At 41.0% G+C, this 16,393-nt stretch carries 20 protein-coding genes; 2 read left to right on the plus strand and 18 right to left on the minus strand.

All coding sequences use genetic code 11. From position 1 onward, the window contains the following. Positions 1-13 precede the first annotated feature (13 nt). From BXY41_RS15440 to BXY41_RS15485, 12 genes are all read right to left on the minus strand, one after another. Positions 14-619 (minus strand): phage scaffolding protein, encoded by a 606-nt coding sequence (locus tag BXY41_RS15440; RefSeq protein WP_104437762.1) that lies wholly within the window; start codon positions 617-619, stop codon positions 14-16. 177 nt (positions 620-796) lie between these two features. Next, positions 797-922: a hypothetical protein gene (locus BXY41_RS27345; RefSeq protein ID WP_278321422.1), complete on the minus strand. Its 126-nt coding sequence runs from the start codon at positions 920-922 to the stop codon at positions 797-799. Then, entirely contained in the window at positions 919-2,559 is a 1,641-nt protein-coding gene (locus BXY41_RS15445) for a phage minor capsid protein (RefSeq protein ID WP_104437763.1), read from the minus strand. Before BXY41_RS15445 ends, BXY41_RS27345 begins: the two co-directional genes overlap by 4 nt. A gap of 4 nt (positions 2,560-2,563) precedes the next feature. Then, on the minus strand, positions 2,564-2,719 hold the full coding sequence (locus BXY41_RS15450) for a hypothetical protein (RefSeq protein WP_242980214.1): 156 nt from the start codon (positions 2,717-2,719) through the stop codon (positions 2,564-2,566). After that, positions 2,709-4,265: a capsid protein gene (locus BXY41_RS15455; protein ID WP_207657080.1), complete on the minus strand. Its 1,557-nt coding sequence runs from the start codon at positions 4,263-4,265 to the stop codon at positions 2,709-2,711. The genes BXY41_RS15450 and BXY41_RS15455 overlap by 11 nt, the downstream gene beginning before the upstream one ends. After that, on the minus strand, positions 4,266-5,660 hold the full coding sequence (locus tag BXY41_RS15460) for a terminase (protein WP_104437764.1): 1,395 nt from the start codon (positions 5,658-5,660) through the stop codon (positions 4,266-4,268). It lies immediately after the preceding gene. Then, positions 5,660-6,187 carry a terminase small subunit gene (locus BXY41_RS15465; protein WP_104437765.1) on the minus strand — a complete coding sequence of 176 codons (528 nt, stop codon included), beginning with the start codon at positions 6,185-6,187 and terminating at the stop codon, positions 5,660-5,662. Before BXY41_RS15465 ends, BXY41_RS15460 begins: the two co-directional genes overlap by 1 nt. A 94-nt stretch (positions 6,188-6,281) precedes the next feature. After that, on the minus strand, positions 6,282-8,258 hold the full coding sequence (locus tag BXY41_RS15470; protein WP_104437766.1) for an NACHT domain-containing protein: 1,977 nt from the start codon (positions 8,256-8,258) through the stop codon (positions 6,282-6,284). 302 nt (positions 8,259-8,560) lie between these two features. Then, entirely contained in the window at positions 8,561-9,037 is a 477-nt protein-coding gene (locus BXY41_RS15475) for a hypothetical protein (RefSeq protein ID WP_185140367.1), read from the minus strand. A 4-nt stretch (positions 9,038-9,041) separates the two neighbouring features. Next, entirely contained in the window at positions 9,042-9,197 is a 156-nt protein-coding gene (locus tag BXY41_RS26810) for a hypothetical protein (protein ID WP_170072399.1), read from the minus strand. After that, positions 9,178-9,366: a hypothetical protein gene (locus tag BXY41_RS15480; protein ID WP_104437768.1), complete on the minus strand. Its 189-nt coding sequence runs from the start codon at positions 9,364-9,366 to the stop codon at positions 9,178-9,180. Before BXY41_RS15480 ends, BXY41_RS26810 begins: the two co-directional genes overlap by 20 nt. Continuing rightward, on the minus strand, positions 9,350-9,556 hold the full coding sequence (locus BXY41_RS15485) for a hypothetical protein (protein WP_104437769.1): 207 nt from the start codon (positions 9,554-9,556) through the stop codon (positions 9,350-9,352). Before BXY41_RS15485 ends, BXY41_RS15480 begins: the two co-directional genes overlap by 17 nt. A gap of 153 nt (positions 9,557-9,709) precedes the next feature. Between BXY41_RS15485 and BXY41_RS15490 the strand changes: the two genes are divergently transcribed. Further along, complete coding sequence (locus tag BXY41_RS15490; RefSeq protein WP_104437770.1) at positions 9,710-10,069, plus strand: hypothetical protein; 360 nt, start codon at positions 9,710-9,712, stop codon at positions 10,067-10,069. 22 nt (positions 10,070-10,091) lie between these two features. Here the strand turns inward: BXY41_RS15490 and BXY41_RS15495 are convergent, their stop codons facing one another. Next, positions 10,092-10,877 carry a DNA adenine methylase gene (locus BXY41_RS15495; protein ID WP_104437771.1) on the minus strand — a complete coding sequence of 262 codons (786 nt, stop codon included), beginning with the start codon at positions 10,875-10,877 and terminating at the stop codon, positions 10,092-10,094. Between the two features lie 100 nt (positions 10,878-10,977). Between BXY41_RS15495 and BXY41_RS15500 the strand changes: the two genes are divergently transcribed. Beyond that, entirely contained in the window at positions 10,978-11,226 is a 249-nt protein-coding gene (locus tag BXY41_RS15500) for a DUF1413 domain-containing protein (protein WP_104437772.1), read from the plus strand. 44 nt (positions 11,227-11,270) lie between these two features. On the opposite strand, the gene BXY41_RS15505 is transcribed toward BXY41_RS15500, so the two are convergent. From BXY41_RS15505 to BXY41_RS15525, 5 genes are all read right to left on the minus strand, one after another. After that, positions 11,271-12,659, minus strand: a complete 1,389-nt coding sequence (locus BXY41_RS15505) for a DNA cytosine methyltransferase (RefSeq protein WP_104437773.1) — start codon at positions 12,657-12,659, stop codon at positions 11,271-11,273. Between the two features lie 211 nt (positions 12,660-12,870). Next, positions 12,871-13,239, minus strand: a complete 369-nt coding sequence (locus BXY41_RS15510) for a hypothetical protein (RefSeq protein WP_104437774.1) — start codon at positions 13,237-13,239, stop codon at positions 12,871-12,873. A gap of 320 nt (positions 13,240-13,559) precedes the next feature. Further along, positions 13,560-15,401 carry a DUF927 domain-containing protein gene (locus tag BXY41_RS15515; protein ID WP_104437775.1) on the minus strand — a complete coding sequence of 614 codons (1,842 nt, stop codon included), beginning with the start codon at positions 15,399-15,401 and terminating at the stop codon, positions 13,560-13,562. Further along, complete coding sequence (locus tag BXY41_RS15520; RefSeq protein ID WP_242980215.1) at positions 15,398-15,925, minus strand: CHC2 zinc finger domain-containing protein; 528 nt, start codon at positions 15,923-15,925, stop codon at positions 15,398-15,400. Before BXY41_RS15520 ends, BXY41_RS15515 begins: the two co-directional genes overlap by 4 nt. Then, positions 15,915-16,385 (minus strand): ERCC4 domain-containing protein, encoded by a 471-nt coding sequence (locus tag BXY41_RS15525; protein WP_104437776.1) that lies wholly within the window; start codon positions 16,383-16,385, stop codon positions 15,915-15,917. The genes BXY41_RS15520 and BXY41_RS15525 overlap by 11 nt, the downstream gene beginning before the upstream one ends. Between the last annotated feature and the right edge of the window lie 8 nt (positions 16,386-16,393).

Below are 16,393 nucleotides of genomic sequence, written 5' to 3' on the forward strand. Positions count from 1 at the left end.
ATCTCCTTAATTTTTATTTAGATGGCATCTGTGCCTGAAGCGCTGCTTCAATGGCGGATTTCATATTTACCTTTCCATCATCGGTTGTAGTTGTAGTCTGGGTCTGCTGACTGGGAGCTCCCAGAGGACGGAAACCAGTATTTTTTGCTGGTTCTGTCTTTACTTCCTTAAACAGAAACGGTTTCGATTCCTTAATGGACTTTAACTGCTCCTCCAAACCGGTTACCTTCCCATCATCAGAAAGAATCAGCTTAGACTTATCAAACAAACCAGTTACCAGATCTGCATCCTGAGCAGCTTCAGCAATGGCCAGCTTAATAGCAGTAGAAAGTTTTAACTCCTTCATGTCAGCTTCGTTTTTCTCAACGGCTGCTTTGTTCTCAGCCTGCAGGGTTTCAATCTGTTTTTTCAGTTCCGCATTGTCCCCGCTGTTCTTCTTTAAATCTTCCAGCTGCTTATCCCTCTCCTTGATATCCTTTTCAAGCTGTCCCTTTGCCTGATTGGCCGTATCATAATCAGCTTTAGGTACATAGAATTCCAGCTCCTTTTTTGAAGCCTCCGCCGCTTTGGCTGCCTGATCCTCACTAATTCCCAGTGCAATAAATTCTTCTTTCTTCATGATCTCATCCTTTCTATGCAATAAAATAACGCCCAGGATATCCTGCGCGCTTTATCTGTAATGATATTTAATTATATCGGATCCTCTCTTATCTGGTGCATACTGCCTCCGATCTGTTGCGACGGTCGCAACTTCTTAATATAAAAATACCACCGGCCATTTTACTGACTGATGGTATTAAATCCTTCCTTGCTTTTTTAGTTCTTTAATTTCCTCTGGTGTGAGTTTAACAGGACATGCCGGCATTGAAATTCTATCTTTGTATGCCTCGTATGCCTCTTTTTCCTTATTGGTTTTATTCATGGAATTACCTCCAACTCTATACTATCGTTACCCTTTGATATTACTCTAAATAAACAATTCTTGTCAAGCAACAATTCCCTTTGCTGCGGAAATCTGCTTATTTTTTCTATATATGCACCAGGGCTGCCTTTTGGTACATATAATGTGATTTTAAATTTCTTATCAAGAGCTTTACCGGATACAACAGATGTGCTGGTAAATTGTGGCTCTCTAAATATATCTCCAATGCTGTAATCGGTATACGGATTAATATCTAAATTCCTAAAACAAATCAAATCCTGTTTAATTTTATTTTTTTTAATAGCACCAGAAATAGTATCTGCATATTTTATAAGATTATCATTCGGTTGATCGGCTCCTCTCAGCATAGCATTAAGCCTTTCAAAGAATCGATTGGGGCTTTTATCTCCGGAATTGTACGTATATTTTCGTATTGCAGCTTTTTCTTCTTTTGTAAGATTATCAATCCATACCTCAGATTCCTTCCTTAGCACATTTACCACGCGTTCTTTGGAAACCGCCCTAAATTGAGCCAGCGGCTTCTTTGATTCCATATATGCATTACTATCTATATCCCCGGTTTTAAACCTGATGTGATTCCACTGTTTAGCTTTCCTTTTATAGTTCTGTTGATTTTCTTCATCTAAGGAATATTCCGCAAGCCTGCCATACTTATCCGCCTGTCTCTGGGTATATAGCTGATCCTGCTCTTTCTTATAAGATTTTTCGATTGATTTTAGTTCTTCTCTGGTCCAGGTATCTTCTGTTGTAGATATCCCAGGGAAATATGTGCTGTGACTGTCCTTACACCTTGGATGATAGAGTCCTCTTGCAATGGCTGCGCTCATAAAGGGATACGGACCATCAGACGCCTTGCCTCCGCTCCATACATCATCGATTAGTACTTTACCTACAAACGGAAGGCACTTGGGACAGGGGTTCCCACGCTTACCCACTATAACGGTACTGATTCCCCACTCCTGACGTTTCTCCCCTTCTCCCTGCAAATATGCCCGCTTACTGGCAGTCCGGATTGCCATGTCTGCATAATCTGACAGAGCATGGCGCGCGCCATTCTTATACTCCACGCAGTTAAGCCCACGGGAAAGCATGTCCTTGGTAGCCATATCCACTGCTTTTTCATAGGTACCGGCTCCGGAGTTGGCATACACCTGAGCATTAAAAATAGCCTTACGATACTGGTCATTTGCCATTCGTAAGACTGCGGTTTCTGCTTTCTTCATATCATTGCCGGTTGCCTTGATCAGGGCTTCCAGCTTCCGGGTATTCAGTTTAAAAAACTCTGCCTGCATGGCTGCCGAAGCAGGCTTATAACTTTTAAAGCCGTTCTTGATAGCCCGGAGGATCTGCGCCTCCTGCTTCATGCCTCCCTGCTGTCTGGCCTGCCAGATAAGTTCTCCGATCTGGGCGTTTATGCTTTTAAACTGCTTGCTGTACTTCTTCTGATTTTCCAGCTTATATTTCTCCAGAGCCTTAAGCTGCTCTACCTGCCACATGGACCAGTCATAACCCTCTTTAAGTTCCTCGGCTCTGTGCCGGTTCATATTCCGGATCATGGAGGCGATAAGTTCCTGTTCAATCGCTTCAAAAGCGGCGGAGATATCATACTCATTCATGTGATCACCTGCCGTTTGCTAAAACTTTAAATCCCTGTGCCTTAAACTTCCGGGTAAGATCTTTCAACTGGGTAATGCTTTTGCACTTATCACACCGGAGCTCTGCATAATCCTTTTTTTCAACGGCGTAAATGCCAAACGGAACCTGCTCACTTGCCATTTTCAGGAGCCCTTGGTACTCCAGCTGGCTCATTTGGTACTGGCGGTTCATCACCTTCACTTTCATCTACCTTCACCCCTTCCGTTTTTAGTTCAGGCTCTTCTGTTTCAAAGATCCCCTGCTCAATCTTGATCCGCTTGACTTCCACTGCCTTTTCATCTTCTGTCAGAGTATCGCCGTACATTTCATCTATGGACTTCTCTATGCTCATGACTCCACTGGTTCGCGCCTTGCCGACCGTCTCCACGACGGCATCAAAGCCTGGGGCTGCATACTCTCCAAACTTGACGGAAACCTTGTACTCCCCAGGAGCCTTTTCCTGCATCTGGTCATAAGTCATCATAATTTTACTTACCAGCTCAGGAAGAACCTTGCACAGCACCTTAACCAGCGTCCCTCTGGTATGAGTGGTGATCTTTTCCTTTTCTCTCTGGCTTTCTGCATTGTCCGTCTTTTTCAGATCAATACCAAGAGTAGCCGGGGAAATGATTCCCTGCAGAACCAGATCCAGAAAGGAAGTATAGCTGTTTAAATACGCTTCGTAGGATATCTGGGGCTGAACTACTTCAATTTTATCGCTGTAACCTTCTTTCTTTACTGCACCGATGGCTATGTAATCATTGTCAAACTCATTTGGCTCTATCAACTGCCCTGTATTGGGATCCCTGGGAACCATATCTTCCGGAATATACCGGTTGACTCTTCCTTTTCTCACTGCATCAAGCCACTGGCTGATCACTTCGTCCAAAGCGTCCAGATCGTCCGTCTTGCCCTCAAATAGCGCTTTCCCTCGTCCCTTCCATTTGCTTGATGTGAAGAATATAAGGGGTACTCCCATGATGTAATCCCCGTCATAAGCGGTGTCTTCATAAATTGCAGTTTCCGGGAGAGTCTTAAGTGGAACTTCTCCACCAGCATCATCAAAGAGTTTATAAAGTACGTACCCTTTCCCGTAAGTCTCCTCTAAGCGGTATTCCTTTTCTTTATTATCTGGATATGAGTAATTTGTGGAAAAGACAATATCAGTCAGCCTGCCCCTCTGGTATTTGTACTCCACCCGATCCGCTTCGTAAAATTCTATGATCGGATAATTGCTTACCTGATCCAGACTTATTTTAAATGCACCATCACCGGCTGACAGAGCACCGGCTACCGCTTCGCCCAGGAGTCCTGCAAAGTCATTATCTTCTGAAATCTGATCCCATAATTCCTTTAAAGGCTGGTTATCTCCCTTTTCTCCGAAGCTGATATCATTTAGATCCGCAGTTATAATATCCTTAAACCGGTCCACCACAATTCCCACAATGCCGGAATGGATCTTTCTTACCTTACGGAAGGGTACGGAAGCCCAGAACCTCGCCTTAAACACATCACAGTAAGCGGTCTGTTTGAAAAACTGTTCCAGCTCTGACGGATCTCCACGGTACCAGATCTTATTTTTTAGTACATTGCCCTGAAAAGAAAGCGGTTCCTTTATAACCACCTGCCTCTCTTTTGCTCCTACAATCTTAAGCAATTTAAAATACATATCCTTAAACCAACCCACTTATGAAGCCCTCCTTCCTGTTCCGATTTTTACTTCGTATGGCAGCCATGCATACTGCACGCTGTTTACCATGTGATCGTTTCTGTCTTCTGGTGTATTGTCCTTGTCTTCCAGCCAGCTGTACACTTCAAGCTCCCTGATATAATTTGAGCAGGTATCCACAATGTGGAAACATGGCTTTGCTCCTGCATCAGCAAACCAGTTTAACTGATTGATAATACGGTCAATGATCTGCTCTTTCTTCCAGGCATCATTAAAATTGTAAACGCTGCCATTCAGGCGCTTATATTTAAGAAACTCTGTAATGGTTGCCTGATCCGCAGAATCGATAAAGGTATCTCTGGCAAATCCCCATTCGTTCCGGTTGCGATCAAGGAAGTCAATAAAGTTATGGACCGTATCCGTAGGGGCAAGGGGTGTGCCCAGATCTGCGTTGTTGTACACCTTTTCATCAAGCACATAGCAGTTTCCCCGGTTCGTGATCCCGATAAAGCTCATGGAAATGGTATCCGGTGACTTCTGGGAATAGGACGTATCAAGCCCTGCAGAAAAGTGTACAAACCACTCTGTTTGATGGCGGTCATTCTGATTCCGTATAAACTGCTTTGCATGAGCCTTACTAACCACATGCTTTTTCCGGTCAAAGTTTGGGAAGATCAGGCCGGTCGCCTTACCTCGTAAGCCCTGGATCTTATTCTTCCAGATCTTCGTACCTTTCGGAGTATTCCGGATAATGTTCTCCAGCTTCTCCTTTGACAGACCCAAATTATGGGTAAAAGAAAAGAACCAATGCACCCAGCCGGGCTTTGGTTCCTCTCGTAATTCCTCCAGTATTTCTTTTGGTGTCTCTTCCTCCCACTCCGGAAGTGGACGGGAGCAGTTAATATACTCTTTGTAAACAGGGAGATTCGGATCATCAGGATTAAGTGTCCCCATCAGATAATCACACCGCATGGCTGACTCTCTTACAAACTCAATATCGGCAGTGTTGATCTCGTCAATGTACAGGCAACCGTACTGACCGCCCAGGGCTTTCTGCCACTTCTTTTTGTCACCATAACCCAGAACGTAAATAACTTTATCTCCGCCAGAAGTATGGAAGAGAATGTGGGGGATCTTATCGTCTTTAGTTCCGTTGCCGTTGTATTCAGTCAGGATCCCGAAGTCGTCTATAATCCCCAGATCCTTGTTGATGATATTCTTCTCAGCGGTACCGGTATCCTTTGCAGCTATGATGTGCAGCTTCTTGGGACTCTCTGCAACCTTAAGCATGAACTTAAATAAACCGACTGTTGTTTTACCCGCGGCCGTTGTCCCTTCGAGGAATTCCACCGGAGCATCATGTTTAAGAAAGGCTTTGTACTTCTCTGACAGAAGCAGGCGTTCATTGCTCATTATCCATCACCACCACGCATTTGATTGATCAGATCGTCAAGCTTGGTCTTCTCCGTTTCCAAGGTGCCGGACACTTCCAGCTTATCCTTAAACATGCCCAAGTGCCTGCCGATCAGCTCCAGTGCCTTCCCTTTGTCATTCAGCTTAATCTCAATACCGTTTGCACCCTCCTTGATTCCGGCAATGGCTCCAAGCTTATCCCCTGGCATTTCATCAGTGGTTTTCACCTGCACAGCTTTGTAGGCGCCTTTATCTTCTATTGATACGAAGTCAGTGACATCCGCAAAGCCTATCTTTGCCAATTCCTTTAGAACCATGTCCTGAGTGATCTCAGTACGTTTTTCCCGGTCTTTCATACGTTTCTGGATATAATCCTCAACCTTAGCATTTCTTAGCATTCTACTACTATTTGCCGCAGCCGTTTCATCTTTCTTGACCTTTGGATAAGCTACCTTGTAAGCTCTGGTAGCATTAAGATCAATCAGGTACTCATCTGCAAATATTTTCTGCTTGGCTGTTAATGCCATCAGTCTCACCTCACCTTCCAATCTGGCTAATTTTTATAACAAAAAAAGCTGCTACTTCAACAGATTGTTCATCTATTTTGTAGCAACTCCTAAATTATAATGACTCAAACTCCGTTTCTATATCATTCGTTTGCTTAATTTCTAATTCAATTTTACTTTTTAATAATTTGCATTTGTTATAATCCAAATAAGTAACTCCAGTCATATGTTTCACAACCGCACGAGTTATATAATCAAAATGTCTTTTATCCTTATTTGCCTTCAAAAGAGCATCATCTGAAACAACATATACCCCTTCATCTATTTCTAAGTCTTCATCACCTGACAAACTTATATCGGGATTTTTAAATATATCAATGTTTTTATATGATAGTAACTCATTTACAAAATATTCGTTTTTTCTTCCATATACTACCATATCGTTGGAATGAGAAAACAATATTGTATTTATGAAAGAAGAATTATTTTTTGTTCTAAAAATTTTTTCAAAAGATTTTTTTGATTTAAAATCATTTTCAGCTTCCTCCTCAGTCAAATAGTGTAAAATCTGTAGATTATGTGTATATTCTATACTTTTCCTAATATCTAACATAGAACTTTCGTACATAGAAAATACTTCCGAATTATACTTTTTTTCATATTCATTTATAAAATTATTTATATGCGGATAGATTATTAATTGTCTTGCAATATTAGGTTTCATATCATAGCAAAAATCTAAAACATTTTTATAGCGTTCAACATTGTTTGAGTTAAGCATGTTTCTAAACAGCTCTTCTGTTTTATTTGATTCATAACAAATATATCCGGCAGCAAAATACTCCATGAACGATTTGTGAACCCACTTATAGTCATTTCCATCTTTTTGAAATAGGGGTACTGCATGAGTCAAATCATCTATTACATCTATAGTGTATGCGGATATCCAAGACATGCTTTTTATACATTTTTCAACTATATTAACCAAATTTTGTCTATTATATTCCACTCTATTATCTTTTAAAGAAATAAAAGCAATCCTTCGTAATAATTTTTCAAATTCCAAAATATCTAAATTTGAATTTTTGGGATGTACATACGCACTTCCCTTTGTTTTATCATGATCATTAAATAATGCTTCGTATACCTGACTATAAAACCCTAATTTTTTATATGCTATTTCCTCTTTATATTCAAAAGTTCTATACAATAAAGAAGTTAACATTGGATTTATAAGAAATTCTTTTAAAATCTCTAATTGCTTATCATTCGTTATTCTTTCAATTAGTTTCTTTGACTTTTCACCATCGTTATCATATTTCCTAATAAGAGAAAAGGCCTCCTCCATATCTAGAGGAGAAATAGAAAATCGTTGAAAATCTCCAAGACAACTCAAATCGTTTTCATAACGAGAGGTTATAATATATTTATTATTTCCGGCTTTTCTTATAAATTTTTGCATATTATCTAGAATGCCACCCCTATTTTCATTTGTAACTTCATCGTATCCGTCAAAAAATATAATGAAATCACCTCTTTTCAACATATTAATTAAATCTATCTTATCAATTTTTTTATCTAATAATTCAAATTGATCCACAATGTAATCCAACAATTCTTTGGTTTTATCTACTTTCCTCAGTTCTATTATTATCGGTATGTAATCATTATGATTAATTACTTGAATGGATAAATATTTAACTAATGTTGATTTTCCCATTCCTGCAGTATCTACGATTAAAATTTTGTCGTAATTGGAAATGCAATCTAAATAACTATCATTTATTATATATTTATCTATTTCATTCATCCTTATACCATCATGAGTATTTAAGGATAATGGAATATATAAGTCATAAATTGTTTTTCGAACACCTCTGAAAACTATTGTATTCATTATCATTGCTTTTTCATAACAATTTTCTAAATATTCAGATAAACATTCTTCTAAATATATTGTATTATCCTTATAATCTGCATGTTTCTGTAAAATTGGTTTTATATGTGTTTCAATAGCTGTACCAACAATTTTCTTCACAGCCTCAGTGCCACCAATTTGGGCAATCAATATGCCTACTTCTTTTAAATCCATAGTTCAACTCCCCCATTCGACATTTTTCTTTATTATATCACATGTCTTAAGGGTAAATATTCCAAAAATTAAAAGTTTATTTTGTATATTCAGTATAGAACAAGAGTTTGATTGCATTAATCAATTTTTGTTAATAGAAAGGCCCCTGACTATAAGTCAGAAGCCTTAACACCCGAAAAATGTCTTGGGAGAGTATAAACCGGGTTAATCAATCACCGGGCTGTTACGCCCGGCAACCGTAGGGGGATTACCTAAATGAAGGTATGCAAGGCTTTTTCTTCTGGCTCCTGCATGGTATCATGCTAACATATTTTTTCGGGACATTGAGGGACATTTCCAAAAAATCTCATATTTCTTTTTTTACAGCTATCTTCTGTATACCTTACCCTTCGTTTCGGAAACATCTTATTCATAGCCTGCGCCACCTTCCACCAGGGAAGTCCATCTATGTAATACAGCCGGAACATCGTCCTTACCTCACTCTTGGGGATAGATTCAATATATTCCTCTGCCTGTGTCATAAGCTCCAGTAACTCCGTCTCTTTGATATCCAGTACTTTCTGTAGTCTTTCAATAGCTGCCTTTTTCCGGTAATGCTCCGGTGTCGGATATCCTGTAATTTTAATGCTGCCATAAGTTCCGTCAGATCTGGTTCCTTTCACGGAATCGGAAACGATACCCAGATTTCTGATCTGCTTTTCCAACTGCTCCTTACGCCTGCGAATATCCTTGATCTCCTCTCTCATCTCACAATACTGGACCAGTATTTCTTTGTCCAAACTGTCACCTCCCCGCTGTCTTTTTCTCATAATACGTCCCTACCGCAAACAATCTCCCATGATCCTTACAGCCGCAGCTTGTCCGTTTCGAATCAGACGGATAAGTCTTCCCGCAGATCAGGCACCTTTTCCGGATAACACTAAACTTTGTCCTTTCCATCTTCCTCCACCTCCACCGATACAATTCTCACCCGCTCCTGGGGAACGTCTATGTATTCACCACTGTTAAGCAGGATCCCGATCAGACCGTCGTTGCTTCCGATCATGGTCCCAAACTTCCTACCAGGATAAACCTGGGCAGTGACTTTCTGTTTATCTATAAGCTTCATACTGCACCTTCTTCCTCACAGGAGGCTTCCTGCGCTTAGGGTCCGGACACAGGCTTGTATATGTATAAGCTGGCATCTGCGCACTAAAACTCAAAACCGGCGGTGCCTTTATAGCTGCATCCGCCTCGGCCTGTATGCGGCTGTTTACACTGGCTCTGTCTGCTCTGCAGTCTTTTGATGATTTTCTCAATGTATCCCTCCTCACAAATCTTCAGCTTACCTTAGTATCGTTTTTAACAAAATATATAAAAATCATAAGTCAAATGGAATTGACAATCCTTTTAAATTCAATTATAATGAATTTATTAAATTTATTAAATTTATAAGAAAGGATATCTTTTCCATGAAAAAGAAATTAAGACCAGCTCTGTCCCCAATCCCCATTTCACTTCCAGAAGAACTTGGAAATACAACCCTTAATGACCTTCTTAATGCTGAGGACGCAGAATTTATAAAAAAGGGGAACAAACTTTCTATTCGCCGCGTCACTGATTTTGGAACCGCAACCTTAGAAATAGAATCTTATGATTCTGGCCGAAAGACAATAACACAATCCACTACCCCACAACCTTACAGAAAATACGATTACATCGATGATATTATTGAAATGAAGAAAGACGGGATGAAGCAAAAAGATATAGCTTTTCGACTGGGAATATCCGAATCATATGTTACAATGTTACTTAAAGAGGCCGGTTATTAGGAGGGTAAATACCCTCCTTTTTTTAACCTCTTGCCGGCTCAAAATTCATCCACAATGTCTCCACCCTCGGAAGACTATTCTGCGCCCTGGTCGGAATCTGTATTTTCCTCCAGTCTTTCAAATACTTTCCATACAGTTCACAATCATATCCGGATAGCATGATCTTAGCTTTGCTATGGATCACTGTCTTCAGTAGCTCCTCATGATCCTCGTCAGACATTTCATACCGGTATTGCTTCCGGCTCAGTGTGGACCATACATAAGTCGGATCCAGGTAGATCAAGACGTTATTGTAATCAAAGGCTCTGATCAGCTCCAGTGCTGGCTTATTCTCAATCTGTACGTCTTTCAGCCTGATTGCCATTTCTGCCAGTGATTCTGGAAGACGATTCCAGTTCCGGACTGCATAGGCAGCTTCCCTGCCGTGAACATCTTTCTTCCAGCCACATTTCTCAGTCAGGCGGAAGCCATGACTCTGCATGGATCTGACTGCAAAATACCCAGCCTGCTCCACCGGTGACTGCGGCTCCTTTGTAAATGATTCATCGTACACCTGTCTGGAATACGGTGTATATGTTAGCCACTCCTGCAGCTCCTGGCAGCTTTCCGGATCCTGAATCACCCGGAAGAAATTCACCACATCACCATCAAGGTCGTTCACCGTTTCGATCTTGGAAGGAGGCTTTTGAAAGAACATGCCACCCCCGCCAAAGTACGGATCCAAATAGCTGTGGTGCTCTGGCATATTTTCAATTATCCAGGAGGCGATCCGTTTCTTGCTGCCGGGATAATGTAATAATGATTTCATTAATTCACCTTCTTTTTTTAAATTCCTATTGACTTATTTTCATGTTCGTGGTAGCATGTAGCTAGTAGCTATTAACATATAGTTTAAAGGAGAGAATACAATGATTACATCTAACACTGATCTACAAGAGCTTTTTGATTTATCAATTACCGCTGTTTCAGATGTTGCCCCTGGAGAACAATTTATCGTCAGAGACCTTTTTAGAGGTTTCGAGTGGAATCGCATTCCCAAGGGTTACAGAACTAAACTGGGAGGCATGTTTTTTGCTTATGCTACCGGATCAGGTTCCGACACATTAGAATCTCTTGACAAAACTGCTCAAAATCAGCAAAGATACAAAAAGAAATAATACTTCAGCCGGTAGGATTCCCTCTTACCGGCTCCTCCCTTTTTTCAGGCAAATCTAAGCTGCGCCTGACTATCATCAATCCTCATATTTGGCGTTCGTTCTCCTACCTTCAGATATGGACATGCTGTATAACAAAGTTTCTCTGCCATCAAAGGAACAACGCTGTTTCCGATCTTCTCAACCTGCATGGTTTTGGGATAATACCTCCCGTTTGGCATCTTGAACTCAATAACATAATCTTTCGGAAATCCCTGTCCCAGTTTCAATTCTTCAGGCTTCAACATTCGGAACCAAATATCTATAATCTGATATGTAACGCCGTCTATTACCACAAGGACAAGTCCGAACCGATCCTTTGTGACAATCGTGTGGATTGGTTCGTTTAAACTCTGGCCGATGTCTCCGCTGTAATACTTAATCAAAAAAGCTGACACCAGAGCAAAATGTCCAGGAGAAGTCGTGATTGTATGTATTGGATCATTAACGCTCTGACCGGTTCCTGTTTTATAAAACTTTGAAAGAAAGCAGGTTACAAGCGCATAACGGTTCGATGTATCAATCGTCTGTATAGGCTCCTTTAAGCTCTGTCCACGGACTTCACCTTTTACTGTTTCGGAATGATATTGTATCAGGAATGGAGCTGCCAGTTTGTCTGGAAGAATAAACCTGTTTGGATCATCGATTACAAACTTTTTAATACCTGCAGCTATACGGCTTAGTGTTTTATCTTTTAGTGGGCGCTTCCTAGTGAATATTGAATTGCCTAAATCAGTAAAATCAATATCCTGACTGATCGACTCCCAGGGCTTCATTCCATTTGTGCCATACTTTGAATGAGTTTGTTCTGGCCAGACAATAGGTCTTCCATCAGATCGAAACTGCCCGTACCAGCGTTCTCTGGTTGTATGAGCTCCATAATCCGCAGCAACCAATACCCGACATTCAAACTCATAACCAAACGCTTTCATGAGTCTAATAAATTTATTGTAATACTCTCCTTCTTTGGCTTTGATCGGCTTATTGTTTTTATCAAGGGGCCCCCATTTCTGAATCTCCTTAACATTCTCCATCATGATAACCTCAGGGACCTTTCCTGTAGCTTTCAGGATCAGCTTACACTGTTTCCATACTCCCATTGGAAGAATCCGTAAGCCTCTTTCAATCGGCTTAGATCCTTTCGCATTTGAATGGGAAGTACAGTCAGGACTTGCCCATACAAAGCTGACTTTCTGTCCCCAGGTAAGGAACTTGTCAATTTTGACTCTCATGATATCTTCCGTGAAATGGTGCGTATACGGGTGATTGTATTTGTGCATTGCTATTGCAGCGGCATTATGATTAATTGCATAATCAAAGCATCTGCCCCATGCCATTTCGCCACCAGTACTCACGCCACCGCCACCGCAGAAATAATCTATAATTACGTCTCTCATTTTGAAAGGAGCCAGGATATCCTGTCACGGTGGCCACCGCTCCAGCCTCCTTTCAGTTTTTAATTAACTTGTTGCCTTTCCTGCCACACACTCAAAATGTATGTGCCTCTCCCTCTGTCTCCTGGGTTTTATGCGCACATGATCCTCATGAATCTCCTTACCGCAGATATAGCAGATATGTATTTCCTGTTCAGGAACACTGGCTTTTGATTTAGCTGGCATTCTTTTCACACCCCTTCACAATTCTTTGAACAATTTCCCGCAGCTGACCGGCATATTCAAGGACCAGATCTGCATCCTGCTGAATAAAAGCTGCCTGACTTGCCTTTTTCATGATCCCCGATTCTCTGATTGCCGTATTGATCTCCAGATACTTTTGATTTGCTTGAGCATGTTCAATCTGTAAACCATTAAGCGCTACATCCTGAAGGATCTCCCTGGTCATGGACTGTATCTTTTGCGTGAGCTGATCATATCCCTTCCGGTATTCCGTCTTTAGTTGCTCCAAAGGTATGTTTTCCTTGTTACGCTTTAGCGTTCCAAGTAAGGACCGATACTCATTCATTGTTGTTTCTGTCATAATTCCTCCGATTTATTACAACAATTACAATTCATCATAGTGTTTTGTAATCTTTTTACACCTCTCAAACCCTTGGTTTTACTACGTTTTTTAAGAAAGATTACAAAATTACAAGATTACAAATTATTTTTCCTCGTACGTGCGTTGTATGTGAATTACTTAAATTTCAAAAAATATATGTGCTTACGTGTAAGGTATAAAAAGTTTGTAATTTTTGTAATTTTGTAATTTATACCCTCTAGCCCGCATAAAACCTACATTCTCAGATTACAAAACACACTTATTAATTTGTAATCTCTTACTGAAAAGTGTAATTCTTTTTACTTAAAAGGTAGTTCCCCATCCTTTACTGTCACAAACTCGGTTTCTTTTTGAATGTTATCAGCTACATTAATACAAGCGCATCTGGCAGATTTTCCGTATACATTTGTTGATTTATACAGATTCCCCTGGCTGTCTTTAGTAAGCCGACCATTCTGATCAAGCCAGGACAGCAGTGCCTTAGGATTAAATCCTCCGTCTTCACATATTTTTTCAAAGTTATTTCGTATTATTCGAACCTCATCCCCTTTGATGGAACCAAGACAGGGATCGGATCCGCTTTCGAACTTTGCCTGATTACTGACACAAAAATCCTGTATGTACTCAAAGCCACGAACACCCACATCCACATTCTCCTTGGTATGCAAGTGCTTTTCTATGTCTGCTACTGTTAAAGCTCGTCCATCGCAAAATATCCATTCCGTCGCCAAAGCATCGCCGGTCAGAATTGCTGCAGCAGCCATTGTCTGCTTTTCGGTCGAAGAAGTCCCTAATTCTTGGTAGAACTGCTTGTAATAATTCTTTGCCTTTTCCCTGGCTCCTTCTGTCGATAGAAAACCCATGAATAACCGCCCCGCATGGCCGTAATTTGTTCTTATGACCTCCAGGAGACCATGTGCATCTTCAAACAGCTTTTCCCTGCACTCAATCTCAATGATACGGTTTACGGATCCTCCTCCTGACGCATTGTGGGTAATGGGAGACTCTCCGGAAGTAATGGTGCAATTCTTCCATGTAAGAGTATTCTGTAAGCCTCCTGTTTTCGCTCCTCTGGTCTTACCTATGCCTTCACAGAGCATATAAACGGCTTGCTCAAAAGACTTCTTATCTTTCACAAGCTGAAATTCATCTAAGATCAATGGGAGGTTATTTACAAATCCTGCCTGCTGTTCCAATCCCACTACTGTGCCATTAAAAGTCTGCATAAAGTTAGCGTCATCGTTCGGATCAGCCCATACGGAAGCTGCCATAAGTTGGGCCACTGTTTTTCCCGTCTCAGTTCCGCCCCATAGATGAACAATAAAGTTCAGTTTTCCTATGGTTTTTAGTACAACCGATGCGAAGCTTGCAGCCAGAGCAATCTTGGCCGGAGAGTTGGTCTTTCGAACTTTCCGTACTTCTGAAGCCCAGGCTTCCAGAGTCCCTTCTGAGCGCACAGACCGAAATATCTTTCTAAAATTATCCTGACCGTCAAACTCCAAGTTGCCTGTATAGGGGCAGAAATGTCCGGTTTTCGTCCAGCCCAGGTGACTCACAGACTGGACTTTTGGAATGATATCATGATTAAGATCATCAATATTTTGCAGGTACTCCACCAAATAGGAAGCATTTTTATCCGATACTGATATATCTTTGTCAGCAAGATCTTTTATGCCATTTGCCGTAAACAATGCCTTTTTAGGAGCCACCACGCTGCCCCAGGCTCCATAATTTCTGCGAAACATAAGGCGAAGCCTTACGCTTTCATCTTCAATGTTTATAAGCCTTTGCACGGGCAGGATCGGGTGTGTGCAAGCTATATCAATCCCCTGCTTGTCATTACGCCGAACTATGCCCTCATCATTGGCGATCCAGTCTCCCGTGTAAAGTTCTATTGGCTGATCCTTAAAATTGGTGACGTTATTTACAACACTATTCATACTCTTTTTATCACCATGCTGCGCAAAGTACGCCTTAACCATTGTGCCAAAGCGTCGAAACCCTACCTTTTCCGCATTGGCAGCCAGTTCATTAAACAGCTGTAAGTATCTAAATCCATCGTCCCGATGAGAGTAAAGGAGCTTATAAGGCTCTTCGGTATTAAATTCTTCCTGGGTGTATACCTTTAAAGGTTCATTCATTCTAAGCTTCTCATCTCCTCTTGCTCTTTCCGGAAACCAGATGTTAAAATCCTGTAATCTTCTTCAAGAACTTGTTTTTTATTAATTACTAACACCCATTCATCTGACAGGGGTTCAAATATCATTTCCAGTTCATCATACATTCGAAGCAATCGGCACAGTTCAATTAATTTTTGCAACTTCCATGCCCTAAATGCTTCCTCATATCTACGTTTTTTTTCCCTCTCCCTCTTTCTCATTAATATCTGAGATAGATGTACTTTTTCACCAGAGTGATAATCCCCTCCCAGTTCAATGAATGCCTCTTTAAAGCTTAGATCGTCCATCATTTGAACAAATGAGAAAATATCTCCGTTTGCACCACAGGCATGGCAATGGAAATCCCGGTCATAAATTTTTAATGAGGCTTGTCGGTCGCCTGAGTGGAAGGGGCATGGAATAAAACCCGCCCTGCTAGGTTGAAAGCCATAGCGTTCCACGATATCCCTCATGCTATATGTATCTTTGATTTCCTCAACGGTCACCAGAGACACCTCCCAGTAGTTCAATTATCTTGCTGCCAGTATGTAGTTTGTCACAGAACAAGAATCTGGTATCATATTTACGTTCCATGGTCTTTAAGATCTTTTCCAACTTCTCGCCTGTAACTGCCTTAGAAGAAGTCTTCAGGCGAGGATTGTTCCACTGGTGAACATCGTCAATGCTCTTGATCTGGTTGCTGTGCTCCACCAGAATAATTACCTTAACGCCTATTTCCTGCGCTCGTTTTAATTCGTCAGTAAATCTTCGATGCCCCTGGCACACGTTGGAGGCGACCTCGGTTAAATTTTGCTTCCGGTCTATAATCAGCCTGGGATTGTCAAAATTCATATAGTCACCCACATGGAGCTTGCTGACAAAGTGCTGTATTCCCTTCTGATCGAAAGTATCCACAATTTTACGGATTGCCCTGGCCTTTTCTCTGGAATCAATTTGTATAACCATCTGATTCC

Source organism: Lacrimispora xylanisolvens, from assembly GCF_002934545.1.
GTDB classification, from domain to species: Bacteria; Bacillota; Clostridia; order Lachnospirales; family Lachnospiraceae; genus Lacrimispora; species Lacrimispora xylanisolvens.

Bases quoted from the DNA above. Each gene is read 5' to 3' on its own strand.
- BXY41_RS15510 (WP_104437774.1), bottom strand. From the start codon at position 13,239: ATGACAGAAACAACAATGAATGAGTATCGGTCCTTACTTGGAACGCTA.
- BXY41_RS15525 (WP_104437776.1), bottom strand. From the start codon at position 16,385: ATGGTTATACAAATTGATTCCAGAGAAAAGGCCAGGGCAATCCGTAAA.
- BXY41_RS15515 (WP_104437775.1), bottom strand. From the start codon at position 15,401: ATGAATGAACCTTTAAAGGTATACACCCAGGAAGAATTTAATACCGAA.
- BXY41_RS15445 (WP_104437763.1), bottom strand. From the start codon at position 2,559: ATGAATGAGTATGATATCTCCGCCGCTTTTGAAGCGATTGAACAGGAA.
- BXY41_RS15450 (WP_242980214.1), bottom strand. From the start codon at position 2,719: ATGGCAAGTGAGCAGGTTCCGTTTGGCATTTACGCCGTTGAAAAAAAG.
- BXY41_RS15470 (WP_104437766.1), bottom strand. From the start codon at position 8,258: ATGGATTTAAAAGAAGTAGGCATATTGATTGCCCAAATTGGTGGCACT.
- BXY41_RS15480 (WP_104437768.1), bottom strand. From the start codon at position 9,366: ATGAAGCTTATAGATAAACAGAAAGTCACTGCCCAGGTTTATCCTGGT.
- BXY41_RS15505 (WP_104437773.1), bottom strand. From the start codon at position 12,659: ATGAGAGACGTAATTATAGATTATTTCTGCGGTGGCGGTGGCGTGAGT.
- BXY41_RS15465 (WP_104437765.1), bottom strand. From the start codon at position 6,187: ATGGCATTAACAGCCAAGCAGAAAATATTTGCAGATGAGTACCTGATT.
- BXY41_RS15460 (WP_104437764.1), bottom strand. From the start codon at position 5,660: ATGAGCAATGAACGCCTGCTTCTGTCAGAGAAGTACAAAGCCTTTCTT.
- BXY41_RS27345 (WP_278321422.1), bottom strand. From the start codon at position 922: ATGAATAAAACCAATAAGGAAAAAGAGGCATACGAGGCATACAAAGAT.
- BXY41_RS15495 (WP_104437771.1), bottom strand. From the start codon at position 10,877: ATGAAATCATTATTACATTATCCCGGCAGCAAGAAACGGATCGCCTCC.
- BXY41_RS15490 (WP_104437770.1), top strand. From the start codon at position 9,710: ATGAAAAAGAAATTAAGACCAGCTCTGTCCCCAATCCCCATTTCACTT.
- BXY41_RS26810 (WP_170072399.1), bottom strand. From the start codon at position 9,197: ATGGAAAGGACAAAGTTTAGTGTTATCCGGAAAAGGTGCCTGATCTGC.
- BXY41_RS15440 (WP_104437762.1), bottom strand. From the start codon at position 619: ATGAAGAAAGAAGAATTTATTGCACTGGGAATTAGTGAGGATCAGGCA.
- BXY41_RS15500 (WP_104437772.1), top strand. From the start codon at position 10,978: ATGATTACATCTAACACTGATCTACAAGAGCTTTTTGATTTATCAATT.